The 24166-nt window shown below is 37.8% G+C and carries 20 protein-coding genes; 17 read left to right on the top strand and 3 right to left on the bottom strand.

All coding sequences use genetic code 11. The features are described 5' to 3' along the window. Window positions 1-6: 6 nt before the first annotated feature. The 16 genes from HX021_RS16725 to HX021_RS16650 all read left to right on the top strand — a co-directional run bounded on the left by HX021_RS16725 (window position 7) and on the right by HX021_RS16650 (window position 19105). Complete coding sequence (locus tag HX021_RS16725) at window positions 7-1209, top strand: hypothetical protein (RefSeq protein ID WP_286591645.1); 1203 nt, start codon at window positions 7-9, stop codon at window positions 1207-1209. Further along, entirely contained in the window at window positions 1206-2558 is a 1353-nt protein-coding gene (locus HX021_RS16720; protein WP_286591644.1) for a hypothetical protein, read from the top strand. The genes HX021_RS16725 and HX021_RS16720 overlap by 4 nt, the downstream gene beginning before the upstream one ends. Continuing rightward, window positions 2548-3651 carry a glycosyltransferase gene (locus HX021_RS16715; RefSeq protein WP_286591642.1) on the top strand — a complete coding sequence of 368 codons (1104 nt, stop codon included), beginning with the start codon at window positions 2548-2550 and terminating at the stop codon, window positions 3649-3651. The genes HX021_RS16720 and HX021_RS16715 overlap by 11 nt, the downstream gene beginning before the upstream one ends. Before the next feature lie 44 nt (window positions 3652-3695). After that, entirely contained in the window at window positions 3696-4877 is a 1182-nt protein-coding gene (locus HX021_RS16710) for a glycosyltransferase family 4 protein (RefSeq protein WP_286591641.1), read from the top strand. Between the two features lie 9 nt (window positions 4878-4886). Then, window positions 4887-6257: a phenylacetate--CoA ligase family protein gene (locus tag HX021_RS16705; RefSeq protein WP_286591640.1), complete on the top strand. Its 1371-nt coding sequence runs from the start codon at window positions 4887-4889 to the stop codon at window positions 6255-6257. Beyond that, the gene (locus HX021_RS16700) at window positions 6254-7396 is read left to right on the top strand and encodes a glycosyltransferase family 4 protein (RefSeq protein ID WP_286591639.1); all 1143 of its coding nucleotides are present in this window, start codon (window positions 6254-6256) and stop codon (window positions 7394-7396) included. The genes HX021_RS16705 and HX021_RS16700 overlap by 4 nt, the downstream gene beginning before the upstream one ends. A gap of 284 nt (window positions 7397-7680) precedes the next feature. Next, the gene (locus HX021_RS16695; RefSeq protein WP_286591638.1) at window positions 7681-8607 is read left to right on the top strand and encodes a hypothetical protein; all 927 of its coding nucleotides are present in this window, start codon (window positions 7681-7683) and stop codon (window positions 8605-8607) included. 289 nt (window positions 8608-8896) lie between these two features. Next, window positions 8897-9799: an NAD-dependent epimerase/dehydratase family protein gene (locus tag HX021_RS16690; protein WP_286591637.1), complete on the top strand. Its 903-nt coding sequence runs from the start codon at window positions 8897-8899 to the stop codon at window positions 9797-9799. 8 nt (window positions 9800-9807) lie between these two features. Next, window positions 9808-10788, top strand: a complete 981-nt coding sequence (locus tag HX021_RS16685; RefSeq protein WP_286591636.1) for an MraY family glycosyltransferase — start codon at window positions 9808-9810, stop codon at window positions 10786-10788. A gap of 5 nt (window positions 10789-10793) precedes the next feature. Next, complete coding sequence (locus tag HX021_RS16680; protein ID WP_286591634.1) at window positions 10794-11225, top strand: WxcM-like domain-containing protein; 432 nt, start codon at window positions 10794-10796, stop codon at window positions 11223-11225. A 183-nt stretch (window positions 11226-11408) separates the two neighbouring features. Then, window positions 11409-12194, top strand: a complete 786-nt coding sequence (locus HX021_RS16675) for a polysaccharide biosynthesis/export family protein (RefSeq protein WP_286591633.1) — start codon at window positions 11409-11411, stop codon at window positions 12192-12194. 8 nt (window positions 12195-12202) lie between these two features. Further along, window positions 12203-14605 carry a GumC family protein gene (locus HX021_RS16670; RefSeq protein ID WP_286591632.1) on the top strand — a complete coding sequence of 801 codons (2403 nt, stop codon included), beginning with the start codon at window positions 12203-12205 and terminating at the stop codon, window positions 14603-14605. 132 nt (window positions 14606-14737) lie between these two features. After that, window positions 14738-15433, top strand: a complete 696-nt coding sequence (locus tag HX021_RS16665; protein ID WP_286591631.1) for an outer membrane beta-barrel protein — start codon at window positions 14738-14740, stop codon at window positions 15431-15433. 29 nt (window positions 15434-15462) lie between these two features. Beyond that, window positions 15463-16758 carry a T9SS ring complex lipoprotein PorK/GldK gene (gene porK / locus HX021_RS16660; protein ID WP_286591630.1) on the top strand — a complete coding sequence of 432 codons (1296 nt, stop codon included), beginning with the start codon at window positions 15463-15465 and terminating at the stop codon, window positions 16756-16758. A gap of 30 nt (window positions 16759-16788) precedes the next feature. Further along, a complete protein-coding gene (porN, locus tag HX021_RS16655) occupies window positions 16789-17916 on the top strand; it encodes a type IX secretion system ring subunit PorN/GldN (protein WP_286591629.1) in 1128 nt (375 codons plus the stop codon). Window positions 17917-18145: 229 nt separating this feature from the next. Continuing rightward, window positions 18146-19105: a nucleotidyltransferase family protein gene (locus tag HX021_RS16650; protein ID WP_286591628.1), complete on the top strand. Its 960-nt coding sequence runs from the start codon at window positions 18146-18148 to the stop codon at window positions 19103-19105. A gap of 70 nt (window positions 19106-19175) precedes the next feature. On the opposite strand, the gene HX021_RS16645 is transcribed toward HX021_RS16650, so the two are convergent. From HX021_RS16645 to porL, 3 genes are all read right to left on the bottom strand, one after another. Further along, window positions 19176-20276, bottom strand: a complete 1101-nt coding sequence (locus tag HX021_RS16645; RefSeq protein WP_286591627.1) for a nucleotidyltransferase domain-containing protein — start codon at window positions 20274-20276, stop codon at window positions 19176-19178. A 147-nt stretch (window positions 20277-20423) separates the two neighbouring features. Beyond that, window positions 20424-21959 (bottom strand): type IX secretion system motor protein PorM/GldM, encoded by a 1536-nt coding sequence (gene porM, locus HX021_RS16640; RefSeq protein WP_286591625.1) that lies wholly within the window; start codon window positions 21957-21959, stop codon window positions 20424-20426. Between the two features lie 30 nt (window positions 21960-21989). Then, window positions 21990-22802 carry a type IX secretion system motor protein PorL/GldL gene (porL, locus tag HX021_RS16635; RefSeq protein ID WP_286591624.1) on the bottom strand — a complete coding sequence of 271 codons (813 nt, stop codon included), beginning with the start codon at window positions 22800-22802 and terminating at the stop codon, window positions 21990-21992. Window positions 22803-23074: 272 nt separating this feature from the next. On the opposite strand from porL, the gene HX021_RS16630 reads away from it, so the two are divergent. Continuing rightward, complete coding sequence (locus tag HX021_RS16630) at window positions 23075-24145, top strand: endonuclease/exonuclease/phosphatase family protein (RefSeq protein WP_286591623.1); 1071 nt, start codon at window positions 23075-23077, stop codon at window positions 24143-24145. The last annotated feature ends 21 nt before the right edge of the window (window positions 24146-24166 follow it).

Here is a 24166-nt window from a genome sequence, read left to right as displayed (position 1 = left end):
TTTATAATGAATAGCACCAATGGGTATAGTTTTTTTATACCTGTGTTTATATTGTTCTATGTTGCTCCTGTATTTACCGATTTGATTACCGGGCTAGGGTTTAGACTGTTTTATCGTCATATTAATGAAGCTATTCAGGATAATGCTACCTCTATAATCTATAATTTTTATATATCACTTCTGCTAGTTTTTTTTGTTTGGCATAGTAAGAGGCTTAGGTCAAATTCTATAAAATTTTATAAAGACAATGTAGAAAAGATAGCGATGTCATTTTTGAACATATATAAAAAATATTTTACTTTACTATTTCTTCTTTTAATTTTTCCTTTTATAGTAACATTAATATATGGTGATTTGTCATACTATAGTGTGTATAACAGAATTGGACAAGAGGAATCCGTGCCTGATTCTCATTCACTTATTTCCAAGTTAGTTTTATTTGATGTTATTCTTATTAGTTTTCTAATAACAGGAATCTTGTTGGATAAGAAATTATTCCATCGGGATCGTCAATTTGTTTTCCCTTTCTTGTTCCTTGTGTTACTAGGTTGTTTTTGGCTGCATGGAAAAAGAAGTATTGTCGCTAATTACATTGTTATACAGTTCGTTTTTCTATTGATTTCTCAGGCAGTTTCCAGTAAGACGATTCTTCGACAGTTATTAGTTGTTCTAGTTTCGTTTGTTTTATTTTTAGTTGGTTATGGAAAGAATATTGCTGATAATGCGATTGATAATTATTATGGTTTTAGACTAGATTTTACAAGAGATTACGGTGTGAAATTTGCTATTTATAATGATCTATTATTAGAACGGCATATACTTCCGTATGATTGGGCGTCCTTTTTATTTAACGTGACTTTTTATATTCCTCGTGAATTATGGTTTGATAAACCACAACCCTATGCTGTTTATTTTACGAACAGTGTTTTCGGGAATTATGGGGGGAATGATTCATATGGATGGGGGTTTACTACCTCTATATTTGGGGAACATATCTCTAATATTGGATGGTTAGGTCTATTTACTGCACCTCTGTTACTTTATATTATCTTTCGGTATGAAAATAGAAGTGTCAATCCATTTTTTAAGCTTTTATCAATATTAATTGCAATTTTGCTGATTGTGTTGCATCCCGTAGCATTTATGGTATTGATATTGCTATATATTGTTTTTTTGGTTAAAGGAGAAAAACGAATAATATTTAAATGATGAAGAGGTTATTTTATTTTATCTTATTTTTTATAACTCCCATTGTTAGCTACTGTAATGTTGATTTACAGAAGCTTGTTGATGGAGCTGTAACGAAAGGGGAGCTGCGGTTAGAGAAAAAAACTTATGTATTACGAAGGCCTTTAAAACTTCCTAGTGGGTTTAAGCTTTTTGGGAATGGTGCCACATTGGAACCCAGTGCCACATGGAAAAAAGATAATGATCAATATTTCCCATTAATTGAGATAGTCGATGTCTCTAATGTATACCTTTCTGGATTAATAGTGGACAATAAAGCAAAAAGAGGTATTCAGGGGATGCCATCTTATTCTATATTAGTTTTGAATTCATCGTCAATTGTGATAGAGAATAATATATTTAGAGATTTAGGATTGCGAAAGGAAAGTAAAGTGAGACACGGCTCTCCTTTTATTCTTGCCGCTGCTCAGGAGGTACCTGGGGATTTTAGTTATATTCCGAAAAAATATAGGAATAAAAGAGGATCTGTAAACGGACTTCGTATACTAAAAAACACGTTTACAAACAACGAGTTTGTTAATTCATTTGCGATACGATTGGTTACTTTATGGACAAAAGATAGACAGAAGAGTACACTTAATAATAAAATAAGTAATGCTGTCATCGCCGATAATAAATTCTATGGCGAATATGATTGGAACACCTTGGAAATGGCTGGCCCTGCAACTGTAGGTATTACTGTTGAACGTAATTATATTTCCGGAAAATCGATTAATAATATTGATGTTGATAAAGGAGCAAGTGATATCATTATTAAGGGTAATATACTAACCAATCTAGGGCTTCCTTCGAGACATAAAGAAAATAAAAATGTTAGAGTTAGCCCAATTATGGTACACGGTAATACTCTTGGTTATGAATGTGAAAATGTTCAAATATTAGATAATAAAATTGAAAAAATAACAAATCCAAATATTGAAAACTCTAGGTTTTTGTATTCTTCTGGCATAGGCGTTCTGCATGCAAGAAATGTGAGGATTAAAGGAAATAGAATAACAAAGGCGTTTGTGGGAAAGAACTATGGAGGAGCTATTTGCTTGGATCAGTCTGTTTATGATGTATTTATAAATGAGAACTATATTGATGAAGTTTATCGAGGTATTATTGTAACACCTAATACTAAAAATATAAATAATATCACAATAGAAAATAATAATGTTTCGTCTAGAGCAGAGCCCATGATGGTTTTAACTGCAAAACAAGGGAAGTTTTCCAAGCTAACAGTTAAAAATAATATAACAAAATCCAACAATAATAAACGAATAATTTTAAGTAGGAGCATTATAGGATTACAAAGTGATGTCAAATAAAGTTGTGTTTTTTGTTACTAATTTAGATAGTGGAGGATTAGAGAACTATCTACTACGATTTTTGAGGAAATATGCTTGTGCTTTTGAACACATCATTGTGTTTTGTAAAGGAGGAAGGGGAGGTGTATTGGAGAGATATTTTGAAGAATTCCAGAATGTTGATGTTGTAAAGAAACATATTGGCAACTTTCATCTACATCATTATATCAATCTTAGGTTTTGGCTTAAACAGTATAAAGAATATACAGTTTGTGATTTTACAGGGAATTTCTCCGCTCCCGTTCTGAAAGTAGCTAGAGATATAGGAGTCAAAAATAGGATAGCATTTTATAGATCATCATCAAATCGTTTTAGAGAAACTTTCTGGCGTCTTCAGATTAATAACTATTATAATAAACTTGTCTCGAAAAATGCCACACATATTTTAGCAAACTCTAAGTTTGCTTTTGATTTCTTTTTCTCTAAGACCATTCTTGATTCTCGTTTTAGAGTAATCTACAATGGTTTGGATGTCTGTAGCTTTTTGGGTGTTAAAGATGATCTCCGGGAAGAGCTTAAAATTTCGCAAGAAACATTTGTAATTGGTCATACCGGAAGGTTTAATCCCGCAAAAAATCATCAATTGATTATTGATGTTGCAAGGGTTTTAATCTATAAATTTCCAAACGTCAAGTTCATACTGTGTGGAAAAGGAGTCAAGGATAATCTAGAACACCGGGTTTCAGAATTAGGGCTTTATGATAATATCCTTTTATTTGAAAATCGTGAGGATATTTCTAAATTTCTAAATACTTGTGATGCTTATTGCTTCCCATCTGTTACAGAAGGCCAGCCTAATTCACTGATTGAGGCATGGTCTAAAGGAATTCCATTTGTTGCATCGGATATACCTCCAATTCGTGAGATTACACCATTGGATTTTAAAGATTATTTAATAAGTCCAACCGATGTGGATGGGTTTGTTGATCGACTGACAGGAATTATCCATGGAGGATTTAATATGGAGAGAAGAAATGCTTTGAGTAATTGGGCTGGACAGGCGTTCGATGCCGAAAAAAGATTTGAGGACTTTTATTTAATGTTAATTTCGTAGAAAGATTAGTTTAATAGCCAAAGTCCAAATTGAGAAAAATAGATATGAACTTAATTTTCTATGTAGAAGCTAGATATATCCGTGATGATAGCGGTAATGTCTATAATTTAGAAGGAGTTATGAAACTTTCGTTATGGGAGAGATACTTAGAAGTGTTTGATAGTATAATAATAGTAGCTAGAGTGAAGCATGTGCCTGGCTATATTGGTCATGATGGAAATCTTGCTAATGGAGAGAAAGTCTCATTTTTTGAATTACCCTATTTTTTAGGACCACTAGATTTCCTAAAGAACAGAAGGAATATTTTGAAGAAAATAAAGGAAAGTACAAGGTTAAAAGGGGCTTTTTTAATGAGAGTTCCAGGGCAGATTGGAACACTTGCGTCGAAATATTTGAAAAATAATGGAAAGGAATATGGTGTTGAAGTGGTTGGAGATCCATATGATGTTTTCTCAAAAGGAGCGGTAAATCATCCTTTGCGGTTATTTTTTAAATATAAATATTATTACGATTTAAAGAGAGTTGTCTCAAATGCATCTTCTACTTTATATGTCACGGAAAAAACATTACAAAAACGCTATCCTCCTAGAAATGGAATGTTTACTACTTTCGCCTCCAATGTAATTTTAAAAGCAGAGTATTTTAAGAAAGAGGTAAGGGAAGTAAAATCATTTAATAATGTTATAAATTTAATTTCGATTGGCTCTTTGGAGCAAATGTATAAGGCCCCAGATGTTGTTTTGAAGAGTTTGCAGCTCGTTAATTCGTGCCAAGAAAAATATAGGGTTAAGCTCACTTGGATAGGTGCCGGTAAGTATATGGGAGAAATGATAAGGCTAGCCAAAGAATTAGGTATAAATGAATATGTTGACTTTTTAGGATATATAGGTGATAAGGAAAAGGTTATTGAGGAACTAGATAAAGCGGATGTTTTTATTCTTGCATCCAGAACAGAAGGTCTTCCGAGAGTGATTGTTGAGGCAATGGCAAGGAGCCTTCCTGTAATTGGGACGAATGTTGGGGGGATCCCTGAATTAATAAAGAGCGAATATTTAGTGATAAAGGATAGTCCCTACGATTTGGCTTCAAAAATTAAGGAATTGATAGAGATGCCAGAGTTAGCTAATGCTGCAGCTCACGAAAACATAGAGAGGGCGAGAGAGTTTTCTGAAGAAATTCTAAAAGAAAGAAGGCATTTGTTTTATAGATCGTTATCCCAACATTAGTTTTGATTTATGTTAAAAAAAATTTATGATAATTCTCCCACTGTTCTTCAAGATTTATTTTTGACGTTACAGGCTTTTAAATATAGAAAATTTAGGCAAGGAGGGCGCTATAACGAGTTCTTGTCTTTTCTGCGAAAATCTCAACATTTTTCTAAAGAAGAGCTTTTTAATTGGCAACTGGAACAATTTAAAAAAGTATTTGGGGAGGCGTACGATAATACGAGTTATTATAAGCAGCTTTTTGATAATTATAATATTGACCCTAAAAGTGTTCGCGATTTTGATTTTCTAAAGCAACTTCCTGTATTAACAAAAGATATTCTTAGACAACACCCCAGTCGTTTTATCAATAAAGAGCGAAAGATTGTATATACAGCAAAAACTGGAGGGACTACTGGAGCACCTTTAATAACACCATTTGATGGAGAATCTACACAATGGGCTTTTGCTTTTTTAGCTCGTTTTTTTGAGCAGAATGGTGTTCAGTATGGTGATCGGAATTTACATATGACTGGGCAGCAGGTGGTTCCGCTTAACGAGAAAAAGAAATTTTGGCGTACAGATTTTTTAGGGAAGTCATTGTACCTTTCTGTACATCATCTAGGACCCAAGACTTTCCATTTGTATTGGAATAAGATAATTTCCTTTCGCCCAAAGTATATCTTTGGATATACCTCGTTTATCTATGATTTGGCGAGGCATGTTAACCAAAATAACAAATCCGGGCAGTTGAAGTTACAAGCTATTTTTCCTAGCTCAGAAAAGCTGACCGATGAAATGAGGAGCGAAATGGAATTGGCTTTTTCTTGTAAAGTTTTAGATCATTATGGCTCAACCGAAGGAATTCCATTAATTACTGAATGTAAAATGGGAAACTATCATGTGGTTCCTGAGTCTGGTATTGTTGAATTCTTAAATGAACAAGGAGAACCTGCAGTGGTGGGGGAGCAAGCTGAGATGATTATGACAAGTTTAAGACAGCTATCTAGGCCCATTTTAAGATATAAGATCGGAGACACAGCGATTCTTTCACCAGATAATTGTACATGCGGTCTCCATTGGCCGGTAATTCAGGAGTTAACCGGACGTTTATCTGAATGGATTACATTAAAGGATGGTCGGCGCATATCACAATTTAGTCACCAGGTTTTTAAAATGGTTTCCAATGTAATCGAAAGTCAAATAATTCAAGAAGGATACGACGTTTTTAAAGTCCTGATAGTGAAATCGGATCAATTTACTGTTGATGATGAAGTTTTTATAGGTGACAGATTTAGGGATTTGATTGGGAGTAAGGTTGTAATAGAATTTGAGTATGTAGAGGCAATTCCCAAAACAATAGGTGGAAAAAAGCCCAGTTTGATTTCAAAAGTAAAATGAAAATTCTAATAGCAATATCTGATTCTTTCTGCGCAAATTTCATTAAAGGTCAGGGGAACTACCTATCGGGGCATGGACATGAAGTTGTTATTGTTTCAGGTTCTGGAGTAGAGATCGATGAACTAGAAAAAAACGAACAAGTTAGGGTAATACGAATCCCGTTTGCAAGAGAAATTGCACCCTTAAAAGACATAAGAGATTTGATTAGAGTAATCAAATTAGTGAAACAAGAGAAACCAGATATCATTAATGCTGGTAATCCCAAGACGGGATTCCTATTTAGCCTGGCTCATATTTTCTTTTGGAAGATCCCTTTGATTTTTACATTGCGAGGAGTTCGATCCGATACACTAAGAGGATTCAAAAAAATGATTGTTAGATCTACAGAGTGGATAACAGGTGCGCTTGCAAATAGAATCGTCGCAATCAGTCCTAGTCTAAAAGCACATGCAGTTGAGATCGGAATTGCCTCTGAAAAAAAGTGTATCGTATTGAGTAAAGGGAGTAGCAATGGTATTAATGTGCAGCACTATACAACGTCAGATGAAATTGAGCAGAAAGCGAGGGTATTACGGGAAGAGTATAAAATTCCGAAAGATTCCTTTAACTTGGTTTTTGTAGGTAGGGTAACTAAAGATAAAGGGCTTGTAGAATTATTGGAGGCTTTTAAGTTCTGTTTGTCAGCTAATGCTCACATCAATTTAATTATAGCAGGTCCAATAGAGCGCCAAGACCCAATTCCTGAGGAATATTATAGGATGATAGAAGAGCACCCAAGGATCCATTATCTGGGAAAACAGATAGATGTCCGTCCAGTTTATGCTTTAGGAGACGCTCTGGTACTTTATTCGTATCGAGAGGGGTTTGGTAATGTTGTTATAGAAGCGGCAAGTATGGGGCTTCCAACTGTTGTGGCAGATATTCCCGGTCTGAAGGATACGACCGAGGATGAGAATACCGGTCTTCTTGTCATGCCGCGAAGTGCAATAGATTTAAGTAATGCAATATTAAGACTCTATAATGACAAGACAACAGTAAAAAAATATGGTGAAAACGGTAGGAAGCGAGTAGTGAAATATTTTTCAAACGAAGTCGTTTGGTCTAAGCAACTAGAGCTTTATGAAAAAATTTTAATATAAAATTAAGTGGTGCTATATGTATGGGAAAGCGTTTTTTTCTAGAAAGAGGTTATTAGGAGAAATATCGTATCTTTGTCTTTTTGGTAGTTCAGTTATTTTACTGTACTAAATACACAATCCTTTTGTCCTTTATAATGAAATAGTGCTTACAGTGTATTGCCCCAAGAGAACAGAGTTAAGCCTAAGAGCATGATTCAATATTATTGTTGTTGTTTATGTGAAAACAAAAAGTGTGGTTTTATGTTGTAATAATAAATGTCATTATCAATATAAACTATTAAGCTATGAAAAAGATAATTTTCGTTGTAGTTTGTGTTATGCTGATAGCATGTAACAAACAAGATGTAATCGATTCCTCTACAAAGGATAAAAAGGAATTTAAAGTAAAATTTTCTACTAAAGGATTTAAAACTTCAATAAAGCCATTTGCTAGTAAAACGAAAGCTGCAGGACTAAATTCTGTCGAAGATTCAATTTCAAAGATGAATTTTTTCGTTTATAAATTAGACAATACATTGGTGGGAAACTATGCACAAACATCTGCTGATCCAGATTTTGGTACTCTGAATGTTAAACTGTCCGAAGGAAAATACAAAATCGGGATAGTTGCATATTCAAATTACCCATATCTTGATGTATCATCAAATGGTATTTATCATTCACTTTTATATACACCCGACTATGATAGTCCTTACGTGTATTTGGGGAATTTGAATGAGGAATTATTTTCATATGGATATCAGGAATTTGTTGTAGCAAATGATTCAACATATTCACCTTTTGAATTGAAAAGACTAAATGCATTATTCGAGTTAGAAATACTTGATGAGATCCCAAACGATGCTGCTGAAATGATAATAGATATAAATCAAGGAACAAGCATGACATTGTTTAATGAGGAATATCTGTCGCCAGCGTCTGAGGTGCTTGAGAATTATTTTGACCTTTCTAGTTATAGAGGACAGGAAGGGAGTAAATTTCCTGTTATAGTTTTTCCAGAACTAAAATTGGGATCCACAGCAACCATTAATATTAGTGTATATAACAATGCAGTGCCCAGACAAAGGATAAGGTATGTGACAATCTCTGATGTTGAATTTAAGCCTAATTTCATAACAAAGGCATCAGGAGTCTTATTCGGAGATGAAAGCATAGGAATTGGAACTACTCTTCTCGAAGATTACGATGGAAATATACCTGTCGAATATTAAGTTTAATTTAGTTGTGTTATTCAGTAATGCGTTAAGTTCTAATGTATATGTAAAAAACGTTTGGGAACGACTCCCAAACGTTTTTTGTAACCCAATATTCGTCCCTTTTATTGAAAACATCAGATATGAGGTATAAGCGAGACAGATTGGAGGTTTCCGTAAAATAGGCGAATAATAATTGCAGAGACATGTAATTGATATTTCTACCGACATCAAATTATTCGGTCTGGAGTATTACAAAATATATATATATATATTTATTGAGAAACAACAACCATAAATAATAAAGATGAATATTACCATCACTGGCGCTTCCGGTTTTGTAGGAAAAAATTTACAAAAATATCTACAAGAAAAGCAATATGAAGTAAAAACATTATCATTGCGTAATGAAAACTGGCAAAATTATATCGATCAGAATTCGATTGCCATCATCCACTTAGCAGGAAAAGCCCACGATACAAGCAATACTTCAGATTCAGAGGAATATTTTAAAGTTAATCGAGACCTAACTATTGCGCTATTCAATAAGTTTATAAAATCAGATGCACGTGATTTTTTTTACTTTTCTTCTGTTAAAGCTGTTGCTGATACTGTAGATAATATCTTAGATGAAGAGGCTGAGGGTTCTCCATTTACTCCATATGGTAAATCCAAATTAGAAGCTGAACAGTATTTACTAAGTCAGTCCTTATCGGAAGGAAAACGTTTATTTATTATCCGTCCTTGTATGATCCATGGACCTGGAAATAAAGGGAACCTAAACCTATTGTATAAAGTTATCGAAAAAGGGATCCCATGGCCTTTAGCCTCCTTTCATAATCAAAGATCTTTTTTGAGTATTGATAATTTATCCTTTCTGATCAAGGAGATGTTGGTAAATAAGGAATTACCTTCAGGTGTCTACAACTTTGCAGATGATAATGCTTTGTCTACAAATGAATTGGTTTCAATAATTGCTGAAACTTTAGATAAAAGACCAAAATTGTGGTACATCCCTGAGAATATGATCAGAAGAGTTGTGAGAATTGGTGATATTTTGCCTCTACCTTTAAATTCGGAGCGTTTAAAAAAATTAACAGAATCATATGTGGTGTCAAATAAGAAAATAAAAAAAGCGTTAAAGATAGATAAATTGCCAATGACTGCTAAGGAAGGATTGGCAAAAACGATTAAATCTTTTAGGAAATAAGTTTTTATATGCAGATAACAGATCGACAAATGATACACATTATTATATTCATTATTTTATTTGTTTTAGAACTGCTTTATTTTCGTATTGCAGATCGCCTAAACATTATTGATAAACCCAATGAACGTTCTTCACATACGACAGTCACTTTGAGAGGCGGTGGTGTTATTTTTTACTTTGGGGTACTAATTTATTTTATATATTCAGGTTTCCAATATCCATGGTTTTTTATTGGCTTAACCTTAATGACGATAATTTCTTTTTTGGATGATATCTTTACTCTTTCAAATAAGATTAGACTATTTATTCATTTCTCTTCAGTTTTGTTAATGGCTTATCAGCTTGACTTGTTTGATATGCCTTGGTATTATCTATTAATAGGTTTTATTGTAGTTGTTGGCGTTATTAATGCTTACAATTTTATGGATGGGATTAATGGCATTACTGCTTGTTATAGCCTTGCTGTTGGTTCTTTATTGATGATAGTCAATCGTCAATTGAATTTTGTATCACAAGATTTGCTGATATTTTCACTTTTAGGCGTGTTAGTATTTGGTTTTTTTAATTTTCGAAAGAATGCCAAGTGTTTTGCGGGTGATGTGGGATCAGTTGCTATAGCTTATATCCTTCTTTTTGCCTTAGGTTTGCTGATCCTAAAAACAAGTAATCTGATCTATATTTTATTTTTGGCCGTTTATGGTGTAGATGCTGTCTGGACAATTATTAGACGTATAGCAAGGAAAGAAAATATTTTTGAAGCGCACCGCTCGCATTTGTACCAGTATTTGGGAAATGAAGCAGGGGTAAATAAGTTATTGATCTCTTTTCTTTATGGAGCCATTCAGTTTGGAATAGGCTATGTAGTATTTCTGTTCTCAGATCAAACTTTACAGATACAATTGATTTTCTCAGTTGCTTTGATAAGCGTATTGAGTGTTGTTTATCTGATATTAAAAACTTATATAATTAAAAAATATGTTAAAATATAAAGGTTATGAATGAATTAAGTATTATACAAGGTGGCATAGCTAAGGACGAGCGTGGGCAGATTCGTTTTGTTAATGAATTTGATATGAGTTTGGTCAAGCGATTTTATATCATTAGAAATGCAGATACGAAACTTGTCAGGGGTTGGAGAGCGCATCGTATAGAGCAGCGTTGGTTTTATGTTTTGTCGGGTAGTTTTAATGTGGATTTAGTGAAGATTGATAATTGGGACAGCCCAGATCCATCACTGTATATTAAAAATGTGATACTGCGTGCCGCTGATATGCAAATATTTCATGTGCCTCCCGGCTATGGAACTGCTTTTCGAGCATTAGATGCTAATAGTGAGTTATTGGTATACGCTGATTATCCCGTCACACACACTCCAATGGATGACTATACATGGGAATCTGATTATTTTGAACATAGAAAATTATGATATTTAGTATTGATATGTGTTATAAATATAGGCTATTGAAATTTTTAGGCACAAAACTTGCTAAGCACAGAGAGCATTCATTAAGCCCTGGATTAAGTTATCGTATCTTACGGGCTTTTTGAATAAAATAATATATTTTTGTGATTTAATTACTGAAATCAATTTTTATAATTTAAATAAAACATGCGATTATTTTCAAAGTATGGCTTAGCACTAGGGTTTTTATATATATTAGTGTTGATGCTCTTCAGTTCTTGTGGTTCACGTAAGGACATGGTCTATTTACAAAATGATTCTACTCAGATTAATACTTTGTATGAACAGTACATCCCAAAGATCCAAGTTAATGATATTCTAACTATTGTTGTGACAGCTGCAGATCCTAAAGTAACTGCTCCATTTAATCCGGTAAGCTCGATGACAACATCCAATATGACACAATCTGTGGATATGGCTCTTCGCCCAACATATACTGTAGATGGTGAAGGTAATATAACTTTACCAATGTTAGGAAAGGTTTATGTTCTTGGGTTAACACGTCTGCAGGCCATAGAGAAGATAAGAACTGAATTGAGCCAATATATTAAGGATCCTGGTGTAAATATGAATTTTAATAATTTCCGTATTTCCGTTTTAGGTGAAGTGTCTAAACCCGGATCTTTCATATTGCCTACTGAAAGAGCAACAGTATTAGAAGCTCTCGGAATGGCAGGTGATTTGACCATTCGTGGTAAACGAGAAAATATAATGGTTATCCGTGAGATTGATGGGAAGAAAACTATTCATCGTTTGGATCTGACACAACAGAATACATTAAATTCGCCATATTATTATCTAGCGCAGAATGATGTGGTTTATGTTGAGCCAAATAAGGCACAAATCAACAACTCAAAACTGGGAGCTAATTCAAATATTATTATTTCAATTGCCAGTTTATTGATTACAGTAATTTCAGTGCTAACACGTTAAGAATATACATGGAACAACAATCGATAAAAGTTAAAGATAATCATCAAGAACAAGAGATTAATTTAAGACAACTATTTGAGCAATATGCCTATTATTGGAAATGGTTTGTTCTTTCTTTAGTTTTAACAATAGGCATTGCCCTAGTCTACCTGCGCTATGCACAAAGAACCTATAGTACTAGAGCAAAAATCCTATTGAAAGATGAGAAAAGTGCTTCGGCAGGTGAATTAGCCGGCATTGCAGAACTGAGTAGTAGCATGGGGTTTGGTGGAACCCGGTCAGCCTTTGTGACAGATCAGATTCAAGTGCTTTCTTCAAGGAGATTAATGCGTAAGGTTGTGGATCAAAATCGCCTGAATATTAGCTATTCAATTAAAGGAAAGTTGCGCTCATCAGAAATGATCGAAAGGGATATGCCTTTTGTAGTACTACCACAAGGAAATCAAGATACCACTTTAATTAGTATGCGTATACGATTTAAAAAGGCGAATTTACTACATGTGATCGACTTAGCTTCAAATGAAAAGTATGATGTTGGGTTTGATAAGGTGGCGAAAATTGGGAATAACAATATTATAATTAAGCGTAATGGCCAAAACTCAATAGATTCTGATGCCGATTACGTAGTCAATGTTATTCCAAAAGATTGGGCTATAGATGCAAATTTAGCTTCAATTAATATCTCGGCAGGAAAAGAAGCACAATCCTATATCGTCGATTTTGCTATGGCATCAGCATTAAGTAAGAAAGCAGAATTAATTTTAAATAGCCTAATAGATATCTATAATAAGGATTTAACGGAGGATAAAATGCGGATGACAAGGGCTACATCAGATTTTATCAATAAACGTTTAATGTTAATTTCTAAAGATCTTTCTGGTGCAGATGAACAAGCCGCGGACTTTAAATCCTCAAATTCTATGGTGGATATGGCTGCCGAAGCAAGTGCGTTTCTAAATACAGCGACTGATAACGATAAGAAAGTATTGGAATATCGGATGCAACTGCAATTGGTCGATTATATGAATAATCATATCAAAAATCAGCCAGTAGGTAAGCTATTGCCATCAAATATTGGGCTGCAGGATGCTTCCATTGGTTCAGCCATTGAAGCATATAATAAACTGGTACTGGAACGTGACGATTTACTGAGATCGGCTTCTGAACAAAACCCGGCCATAATAGCGCTTAATGAAAGTATTGCAGAAAGTGATAAAAATATTCGTCAGTCACTCCAAAACTATAGAAAAGTTACTCAACTATCTTTAAATAGTCTTCAACAAAAATCGAATGAAATACGGAGTAGAATCAATGCAATTCCTAATCAGGAACAAGGATTTAAAAAGATATCTCGACAACAACAAATAGTAGAATCTCTTTATTTGTTGTTGCTACAGAAGCGTGAAGAAAGTGAAGTAAAAGCAGCGGCAACACCAGATAACTTAAAGATTATAGATGCTGCATATGGTACAGGTAAACCTGTGTCTCCTAAGAAATCAATAGTTCTCTTAGGAGCATTGATTACGGGATTTTTATTGCCTTTTGGGGCTCTTTATTTGAAATTTTTATTGGATAATAAAATCCATTCCCGTAAAGATATTGAAGATCTTGTTAAGATACCTGTTCTTGGAGAAATTCCAACGGCTGAAGATACAATTGTTCATCTTAATGACCGTTCTTCCTTGGCAGAGGCTTTTCGGATCTTGCGGACCAATATGAATTTTATGTTTGGTGCAGAGCAGAAAGAAGCTTCTAAAGTGGTGTTTGTGACGTCAACGATCTCGGGTGAAGGTAAATCTTTTGTAACTACGAATCTTGCCCAAATATTGTCGATGTCCGGTAAAAAGGTCGTGTTAATTGGTGCGGATATTCGTAGTCCAAAAGTATTGGATTATCTGGGCCTATCACATCTACAGCATACCAATGTAGGGATTACACAGTTCTTGATCAATCCGGAAATGGACGTGGATAATATCATTATAAAAAAACCAGGAAGCTATGATTTTGATGTCATCTATTCAGGTTACATTGCGCCAAATCCAGCAGAGTTATTAATGAATGGTCATTTTGATGATGTGATTAAATACGCTCGTGAACATTACGATTATATCTTGGTGGATACAGCTCCCGTAAGTTTAGTGACGGATACCTTATTGATCGCCCATAATGCTGACCTGACCTTATATGTTTCCCGTGTTAATTATCTTGATAAACGCTTACTTCAGGTACCTCGGGAACTTTATGTCGATGGCAAGTTGAAAAATCTGGCCTCTGTTGTGAATGATGTCGACTTTGCACGTGGCTATGGCTATGGCTATGGTTACGGTTACGGTTACGGTGATAAAGGGAAGAAGAAGACTGGCTTACCAAAAGTCTGGCAAGATATTAAAGACCGATTAAATATAAAATAGGTCATAGCCAAAATGGAGTTTGGCCTCATTATTGTAAAACCCCAAGTCGAAGAGTCGATTTGGGGTTTTATTTTTATAATAATTCTCCATATAGATCGTTTTGGGTTTATATAAAATACTAATCAACACACTATGAGTAAACAACAACTATTATTTACATTTCTTGGAATATTTTGTCTCACGATAGGGACTGTTTCTGCACAATTTTCACGGCCTGTTAGTGTTGGCGCTGGTGCTGGGGTATCTTACAACTTAACAGATTTGGCAAATGTAGAAGCCAACTTTGCTTTCTATGGCGAAGCGGATTACCTAATTACGCCTTTTATCTCAGTTGGATTGCATGGTGAAAAGGGAACATTAAGTGGTCATGGATATAATAGTGATTTTAAAAATCGCTATTTTGCCGGAAATGTGAATGGAAAGGTTCGCTTAGGACAATTTCTAAATCATGCCGCGAACTACAGTAATTATACCTTACAAACAAATATGTTGTCGCGTGTTCTCTCTAATGTTTATGTTGGAGCTGGGGCTGGATTGGTAAAAAACCGAATTGCCAGAAGCATTGATCCCGATTATGCGAATGGCATTATAAATAAAGGCGGTGAACTAGCCGAGGATTTGGGCGAAATCCATTTTGTTCTTCCATTAAATGTGGGGGTAGATATCCCTTTTGGACGTACGCTCTATGGACCCCAATGGGCAATCAACGTAAATTATCAACATACCTTAACATTCAATGATAATCTGGATGGTGTTGTTAATAACAATAATGATCAATACGGTTTTGTCTCTCTTGGCGTGAAATATGCCCTGTTTAACCGGAAATAATCGAATGCGTATTCTTAAATAGTATGATAATGAATAGAGGAAAAAGACATTATAATAAAAGCTTGCTTGGAATCCTTGCTTTGGCCATTTTGGTCGGCTTTGCTGCCTGTAAGTCTAAATCAGCAATATATAAGGCCCCTAAAGTAAATGCCTTCCGCGGTGGTAAACTGCCTGCGCCTCCGGGAATGGTCTATATCCCTTCAGGTACGATTCTGTTCAAAGGATCTTTAGATAGTGCTAATGTGGGGAAAAACGTCAGTGTGAGTGCTTTCTTTATCGATGAAGCAGAGGTGACGAATAAGCAATACCGTGAATTTGTCAATTGGGTGGCAGATTCGGTGGCTGTGACGGATTATTTGCAGGATGATCAGTATTTTTTAGATATTGCGGGTGAAGAAGTTGGACAGAGACGTATCAATTGGGCAAAAGTTAAAAAGGTATCTCCACTGTGGAAGAGCAATGACCCCAGCATCCAGGAGCGCTTGGCGCCTATGTTGGAGATGCGGGGTAACAGACGGGCACTCAATCCGGAAGTTATCAAATATCGTTTCTCTTACTTACAGTCGAAAGGTAATCTAAAAAAGAGCTACGTAACAGATTCAGTTGCGGTGATGCCTGTGGAAGATATTTGGACGAAGGACTTTCCAAACGCACAAATGGCTTCTTTAGATGCCAATTATTTTACCCATCCATCGTTTGATTATTACCCGGTGGTAGGGGTGACATGGCGTCAAGCGCGTGCCTTTACCGATTGGCGTGCGAGTGAAATGGCGGCAACAGTCCTAAAAAATTCGTATCTGAATGGCTACCAATTAAGTTTGAGCTTACCTACAGAAGCCCAATGGCAATATGCTGCTTCGGGCAAATTGGATCCCCAGGATACCATTGCTGGTTCTCGGATGACGATTGATGGATCTGAAGGGAAAAAGAAATTGGCGGTTAACTTTAAACAGGGGGAAGGAACTTATTCACGTGATGGCGCCACATTTACACTGCCCGTGAAATCCTATATGCCGAATGCCTTTGGTGTGTATAACATGGCCGGAAATGTGTCTGAGTGGACGCTGGATGCTTATAGTCCGTCAGCGGTGGTCTTTGTCAATGACTTGAACCCCGCACTCTTGTATGATGCGGATGAGAAGGACGGCGATGCGCTTAAACGTAAAGTGGTACGTGGTGGATCCTGGAAGGATAATGGTGAGCAGCTCAATAGTGAGACACGTAATTATTCGGTGGATTATGAACCGCATTCGTATATCGGTTTCCGTTGTGTGATGTCGGCCTTTGAAATGCCAACGGTACAAAGTAAAACACGGAAGTATTAATCTTTGCTTGTAAAATTAAACGCTAGAGTGATGAACATGAAAATAGTAACAACGATAGTAATGGCTTTAGGCTTTGGGCTGGCAATGGCACAAGAAGTGGTCAAGCCGGATACCCTAATCGCTGAACAGCCGGATACACTGAATACGGGGATACCGACTACGGATATCGTTCCGCAAGGTGAGGTAAACCCGGATACCATACCGACCACAGATGGATTCTACCAGGCAAATAGCATGGAAGATGCTGTACCTTTTGCCTATCCGGAGGTTAATAGGAAAAATATCCGCTTTTATAAACGGGTATGGCGTGATATTGATCTGAAAGATGAGAAAAATTACATTTTGGCTATTCCGGGCAATTCGCTGATCGAGGTGATTATGAAAGCTATTGAGAAAGGAAAGCTTTCGCTCTATAGCCCGGATGATGATTCTTTCAAAGGCCGATTGAGCGCGCAGGAAGGAATGGCTCGTTTTGCGGATAGCGTACTGGTTCCTATCTTTGATGATGAGGGTAATCAGATCGATTCCAAGATGGCGCTCAATGAGTTTGACCCGGCACGGGTAACTAAATTTCGGGTCAAAGAGGATATTTTCTTCGATAAACAACGGGGAAGATTGGAAACACGGATCATTGGTGTGGCACCGCTGATGAATATTACAACCTCAGCTGAACTGGCGGAGTCTGTCGGATCCACACCGGCTTTCTGGCTTTATTTTCCGCAGTTGCGCTATAGCTTAGTGCAGGTAGATATTTCGGATCCGGATAAAGGGCTTTATGAGATGACCATGGATGATTTCTTCGTGCAAAACAAATTTGCGAGCTCAATTGTGCGTGAATCATCACCAGGTATGTTGCAGAATGTGAAGGAATCTGAAAATGGTGGCCAATTCTTGGACGGCCGTAAAGTAGAAGAAAAACTTGATGCTTATAAGAAAAAATTATGGAGCAATCCGAAGGGAGTAAAAGCGGAGGAGCTGGAAGGACATCAATCCAAATCTGAAATGCAGGAAGGAAATCCACCTAAAACAGAGCAAACCAAAGAGAACAAGACTGAAATTCAAGAGGAAAATCAGTCTAATGGAGAAGAGACTGAAATGAATCAGTCCCAAACGGAAGAACAGACTGAAAATAACTCACAGACTGAGGAAAAGTTATAGTGGGATATCTAAGAAGAGATCTTCGCCTTTTTTTATAGACGAAGATCTTTTTTATTTGCACTAACTTCATCATTTGTTAATAGAGTAAACAAAAGACTGGTATAGCTTTTGTTTACGTCTTACAGTCAACTCTTGATCTTAATCATAAACAGTAAACAGTATCATCGGCTCGTCTTAAAGAAAGGGATCGGCAGGGATACTTCAATCACCATTAAAAACAATTAAACAGATGAATAACACAACGGAAACCCATCGTCCGATTTTGGTTATTTTGGCTGCCGGGATGGCAAGCCGCTATGGGTCGGCTAAACAGGTTGAAAGCTTTGGCCCTTTTGGCGAGAAAATAATAGATTATTCCATTTATGACGCTATTCGTGCCGGTTTTGGCAAAGTGGTCTTTGTTATCCGGGAAGAATTCTTAGAAGTCATGAAATCAAATGTTGGGGACAAACTACCAGCTTCGATAGAGGTGGCTTATGCTTATCAAGATTTCGACCTCCGGAAATTTGGCGTTGATCGGATCGTCGATCGCCAAAAACCTTGGGGTACAGGCCATGCTGTCATGAGTGCCGAACATGAAGTAGACCGTCCATTCTGTGTGATCAATGCCGATGATTTTTATGGAGCCGATGCTTTTCAGAAAATGGCTGATTTCCTGAAGCATAGCGCCAACGATAAAGAGATGGCTTTGGTCGGTTTTGAAGTCGGAAACACACTTTCTGATTTTGGTTATGTTTCGCGTGGTGTATGTGAAGTGAACGAGAAGGATCACCTGCAAAGTGTGACCGAACGGACCAATATCTATCGGAAGGACGAAGGTATTGTATATGCCGAACAGGAAACTGAAACGACTTTGCCTAAGCAAACACGGGTTTCCATGAACTTTTGGGGATTTACACCGAAAATATTTGAAGTGGCCAGGGCTTTATTTCCGGATTTTGTGGAGAAAAATCATACCAACCCCAAAGCGGAGTTTTTTATTCCGGATTTACCGGATTATATGGTAAAGGCCGGGCTGGCTAATTTTTCTGTATTGCCTACGGACGCAAAATGGTTTGGTGTGACCTATAAAGAAGATAAAGAACAGGTGCAGCATTGTATTCAGCAATTGATCAAAAATGGTCATTACCCTAGTCGACTCTGGCCGGTGAAGAAAGTGGTGGATGAGAGTATTTATTTAGATTTTTAAAATAATATCATTACATTTAAAGGGGTATTTTCCTGTAGGGAAGATATCCTTTTTCTTTATGAACCGTAGCCTAATCACTATCCTTCCCCCAAAATTTTGAATAGGTATGCATTAATGGAAAAGCAATAGCTTCTTCAGGGGCATATTTTACATAACGTTTGAAATTTTGCCATAAACGTTTCGGAGAATCCGGGCGGGCAAAATGTGCCGAGCTCTTCCCGTTTTCAAAACGCTCATCCTTAAAGCCAAAATTACCGGAATACCAGACCTCATCGACCATCCATTCCATAGCTGTATTTTCGGGATAAGGGAATGGGAGACTGCTTTTGGGAAGCCCAAGATAATCTACCAAAAGTTTATGTAGCAGATGGATCCAGTTTAAGATACCTGTTTTTCGATAAATCTCCTCAAGAGCGGGAGCGTCTAGCTGCGATGAAACACTATAATAAAGCCGGGCGGAATCACAGAATTGACGTAAGCCGATACCATATGTGATCAGATGCTTCAGGATATGGATATTGACTTGGAGTAATTGTAATTCGGGTGCCAATAGCTGGATGGGAATCTCATCGATCAAAATGGATTGTTGTTTGTGCTGATAATCCGCCAATAGTCTTTTGAGATAGCCTTTCCTTAGTGGGCTTCGAAAATCAAAGGTCCTTTTGTGATGTTCAATGTGGATATTATTCCAGTCATAATCAAGACTGAAACCTGCTGTATCCTGAAAGTTTACTTGTTTTTCTTTTAGAAAGTTTCGGGCTTTGGCATAACCATCAGCTTCAAAACACCAGTCAATGTCCCCACTGATGCGATGCTCGGGGATGCGATAATAAGAGGCGACTCCTTGTCCCTTTTGGAGGATCGGCCGGATACCTTGGTTTGTGAAGGCCGTGAATTGTTCTGCGATCACACGATTCATTTTGGCATTATGCCGTTCAATCTGCTCGATGCGTACCGCCCATTTGAATCGGATGGACTGTGGCGGAAGTTGCTCATCTGCTAGATGGGCAAAACTATCATAGATAGGCCCTTCAACGGTATGGTTGATCGCATATACTCGGATTTTGTCCCAATCTGCTGCAGTCAGTGGCTGGACTAATGACAAGGAACCTTGTCCCCAGAGGCCAATGCGCAATAATTGAAAAAAAATATCCTTGAGTTGATTGTCCATGGAACTTTTGCACAGAATGTTTTATCAAACATAGATAAATTGCTTTTGATATGCAATAAAATTATGCGTTTAAAAAAACAAATTGATCCCGAAAAAAAAGCCCCTGCTCAATAAAGAGCAGGGGCTAGTATGTAGATGAGGGCCTTGTTAGTTCGCCGTCAATGCCACTGCATTCAATTGCCTTGGCGTCCCATCGGGACCCACGGCGACAATATTGTCAAAGATAACCCGTGTGCCCGGTGTAATGCCGTTTAAGGCTGAGGACATGCTGGAGCTGAGTTGTCCGCCTGATGTGGATAAGACGATCGCATCCGCCCGTGGTTTCGCGATGATCATCGTGAATTTGGTGACTTTAAACGTCGCATCAAAATCAAAGTTATCCAGCTTGGCAAATAAAGCCCGTTGTGCTTTTAAAGCTACGGTTGCCATGCTTCCCCCTGTTTTGCCCGCAAATTTTGCGATCGGATCCGGGATACGTTTGACACGGAACTCGGTCGAGCTTAAGGTCTGTACTTTGCCTGGGGCAACCTCTGCCGATACTGAAATACGCGCTGTTCCCGGTGAACTGACTTTAACATTGTATTTTCCGCCTCCTGCACTGGAGATGCTTCCCCCGCTCATGCTTACCCGGACCTTATCGGTCGGGGTGCCTGGCGCAGAAACAGAGATCGGGTTATTCACGCCAATATAAAGGACATTCATCTTATCTGGTGAAACCACGGCCGAAGGACGGGCCACCTGATAGGTTTGTTGTGGTGTCCGGTATTCTTTGTACGAACCGTCGGTCTGTTTGACTTTGATCACACCGGTCCAGGTGAAAATACCCTCTCGATTGGTTGGGACGGAATACACACCTTTGCCGTCTACAATTTGTAGGGCCGAACCGTTGACTGAAATCGCTGGTGCAGATTTGGAATCTGAAGCGGTCAGGAAGACCTCTGCTTTGTAGGGTTGCCCCTGCACCAAATAGGAGGTGGGCGCAACGGCCACGGCAGCAAATTTATCTAGATTGACCACCGCCTGGTCCATTTTACCTAAAATGATCTTCACCATATCTGACTCAGCATTTTGTGCATCGACTTGAATCTTCGTCAGGATCGTCATGGCTGCCGTCAAAGGTGTTCCACTACCGAAATTGATTTCTTCCCAGGTTTTTTTGCCATTAACGGATTTCTCCGGATTCTTGGCCTCCAAGGAAAAGGAGACTAGCTTTTGCTCCTCAGGAGTCAATAAGGCCAATAATTTTGTGCGCGTAGCATTGATTTTGTCTTTTAAGATGGCTCCCTTTTTCTGATTGATCATCAGATTAGGGGAAATATCCTCATTTTCACGTTGGGCAAGGTCTCCCTTCTCTTCATCGTACCCGCCTCCTTGCTTGACAAACTCTTCTTTCAATGAGCTGATATACTGATTGAGCTCACCAATGATCGCCTGCGCTTTTTTGGCTTTATCATAGATGGGTTTGGCACGTGCGGGTTCTTCTTTCAATTTGGTACTCTCAAAAGCTGCAAATAGCTGCTGCACGGCTGTGTTTACGTTAGACTTGGAGGTCTCGAGACTGTTGTTTATATTTTTGAATGCGTCCAAGATCGAATCCGGTACATTGAGTGCCAATAAAGCAAGCAAGACCAGATAAAGGATGCCAATCATCCTCTGCCTTGGCGTTTCTCTTCCTAATGCCATTTTTTCTGATTTAAGTGATACAAGAATGAATTATACACGGGGTTGGTTCATCGCGCTCAACATATTGCCATAGATGGCATTTAAGGCATTTAGGTTTTTCGCAAGTTTACCCACTTCTTCTTTAAATGCTTTGGAGTCATCCAAAGATTCATTGAAGTTTTGCATGGTATAGCTTAAGTTCTCATAAAACTTATTCATGGATTGTAGATGTGAAGCCGAATCGCGCAACTCTCGTTCGTACATCATATTGAGCTGGCCCAGGTTGTTGGTCAAATTTCGCACCTGCTCGTGATAATTTGACGTGTCCCCAGAGGTATTGGACATCGCTACCAGGTTTTCGGATGCTTTTTCAAAAGCTGCGCTCATATGGTCAAACTTCGAAGTGGCCATCCGTAGTTTATGTGTAAATTCGTCGGTGGCTAAAGAAACATCCGACAGCTTATTGATGGCCGATACCTTTTCATTGAAATCGCGGAGCCCGCGGCCTAAGGTTTCGATACTGGCCGGTTCAATGTTGGCATCGGCAAACATTTTGTCCAATGCTGCCGTAGCCGATGGGCTGGCTGCCTGAGCGACCACAGTTTGACCCCTGACAGGTCGTTCTCCCGTAAAATTATCATCCAATTCAGGATAGACACGACTCCAGTCTGGTTCTGCCGGTGGGGGATTGAAACCCATCAGGAAGAAGAGAAACGCCTCTACACCCAAGCCTATCCCGATCATATAATTCGCAGTGGTGCCACCAATATGGAGGATTTTGAAAAGTACCCCGATGATAACGATACTTGCTCCCCAGGATATAGCTACATTCAGCCATCTTGAATTGTCTTTTTTCTTGCTCATAGTATGTATTTGTGTTTGGTTTTATGCCTTTGATTAGTTGTATTGTTTATACCGAATATAGGGTATAAACGGAAATTGTATGTTTAATAGTATACGGTGTTATTCATCACCTGCTGATTTTAGTGCTGCATCTGTTCGGCCCAACTTGTTTCAAAAAATATACCAAACCTGTTTTTGAAATGAATAATGGCTATTAAAATAAATTATTGCTGTCTTTTGTAATATTAAACTGTTCGTATCAAATGATATCTTTGTAAAAAAATGAGCGATATATGTACATTCTTTTTCTTGTCTTAGCTGGACTGCTGATTGCACTGAGCCTGTTGCCTTTTATTCAATGTCAGCATTGGATCTTCCGGGTGGCGGAGTTTGTTAAATTACAGTTGTTGGTTTTTCAGGTGCCGGTGCTGGCCTGGGGATTTTATTTAGTTGCTGAATCGCCCTGGATATGGACCCTACAAATTGCCCAGAGCATACTGATCGGCTATCATATATTTATCTTGGTGCGCTATACTAAATTTTGGCGCAAGGAAAAATATGACAAAGGGAAGGATGCTTCGGATAGTATCAAAATTATATCCTGTAATGTGCTGCAGTTTAATAAACAACATCAGCGTTTTATTGCCCTGATCCAAAAAGAACAACCGCAGATCTTTCTAACAATGGAAAGTGATGCTGCTTGGGAAGAGGCGTTGCGTGTGTTGGAGACCGATTATCCCCATACCGAGAAAGTTACCCTGGACAATACCTATGGCATGCACTTTTATACCAAGCTGAAGATCAACAAAAGTCAGGTCCATTATTTTGTGGCGGATGATATCCCGAGTATGGAGATTGAATTGCAGACAGCTGATGGGCACCGTTTTATCTTTTTTGCCGTACATCCACCTCCACCCAGTCCTACCGAAGAGGAAAACTCCAAAGAAAGGGACGGTGACTTGCTGAGCGTGGCCAAACGGGTCCGTGATTATAAAATACCTGTCGTGGTTACCGGCGACTTTAACAATGTGGCCTGGGCCAAATCCTCTGTACTGTTTAAGAAAACCAGTAAATTGATTGATGCACGTATAGGGCGGGGGATCTTATCGACCTTCCATGCCAAGTATTGGTTTTTCCGTGTTCCCCTGGATTTGCTGTTCCATAGTCCCAATGTATTTATTGATCAATTGTTTATTTACCCTTCAATAGGCTCAGACCATTTCCCGATGGGCTGTACTTTTTTTATCGATCGTTATTCTGATGAACAGGCAGAAGATATTGAACATTTGGAAAGGGGCGAAATGGATGAAGTGAACGAGCTGATCGCCGAAGGCCGTAACGAGGAGAGTGATAATCGTGATTAATCAAGGGCCAATATCCTGCTA

Origin of the sequence: Sphingobacterium sp. N143, from assembly GCF_030325625.1 — a bacterium.
Classification (GTDB): domain Bacteria; phylum Bacteroidota; class Bacteroidia; order Sphingobacteriales; family Sphingobacteriaceae; genus Sphingobacterium.
The sequence above is the reverse complement of the archived record's forward strand: the minus strand, read 5'-3'. Positions and strand labels throughout refer to the sequence as shown.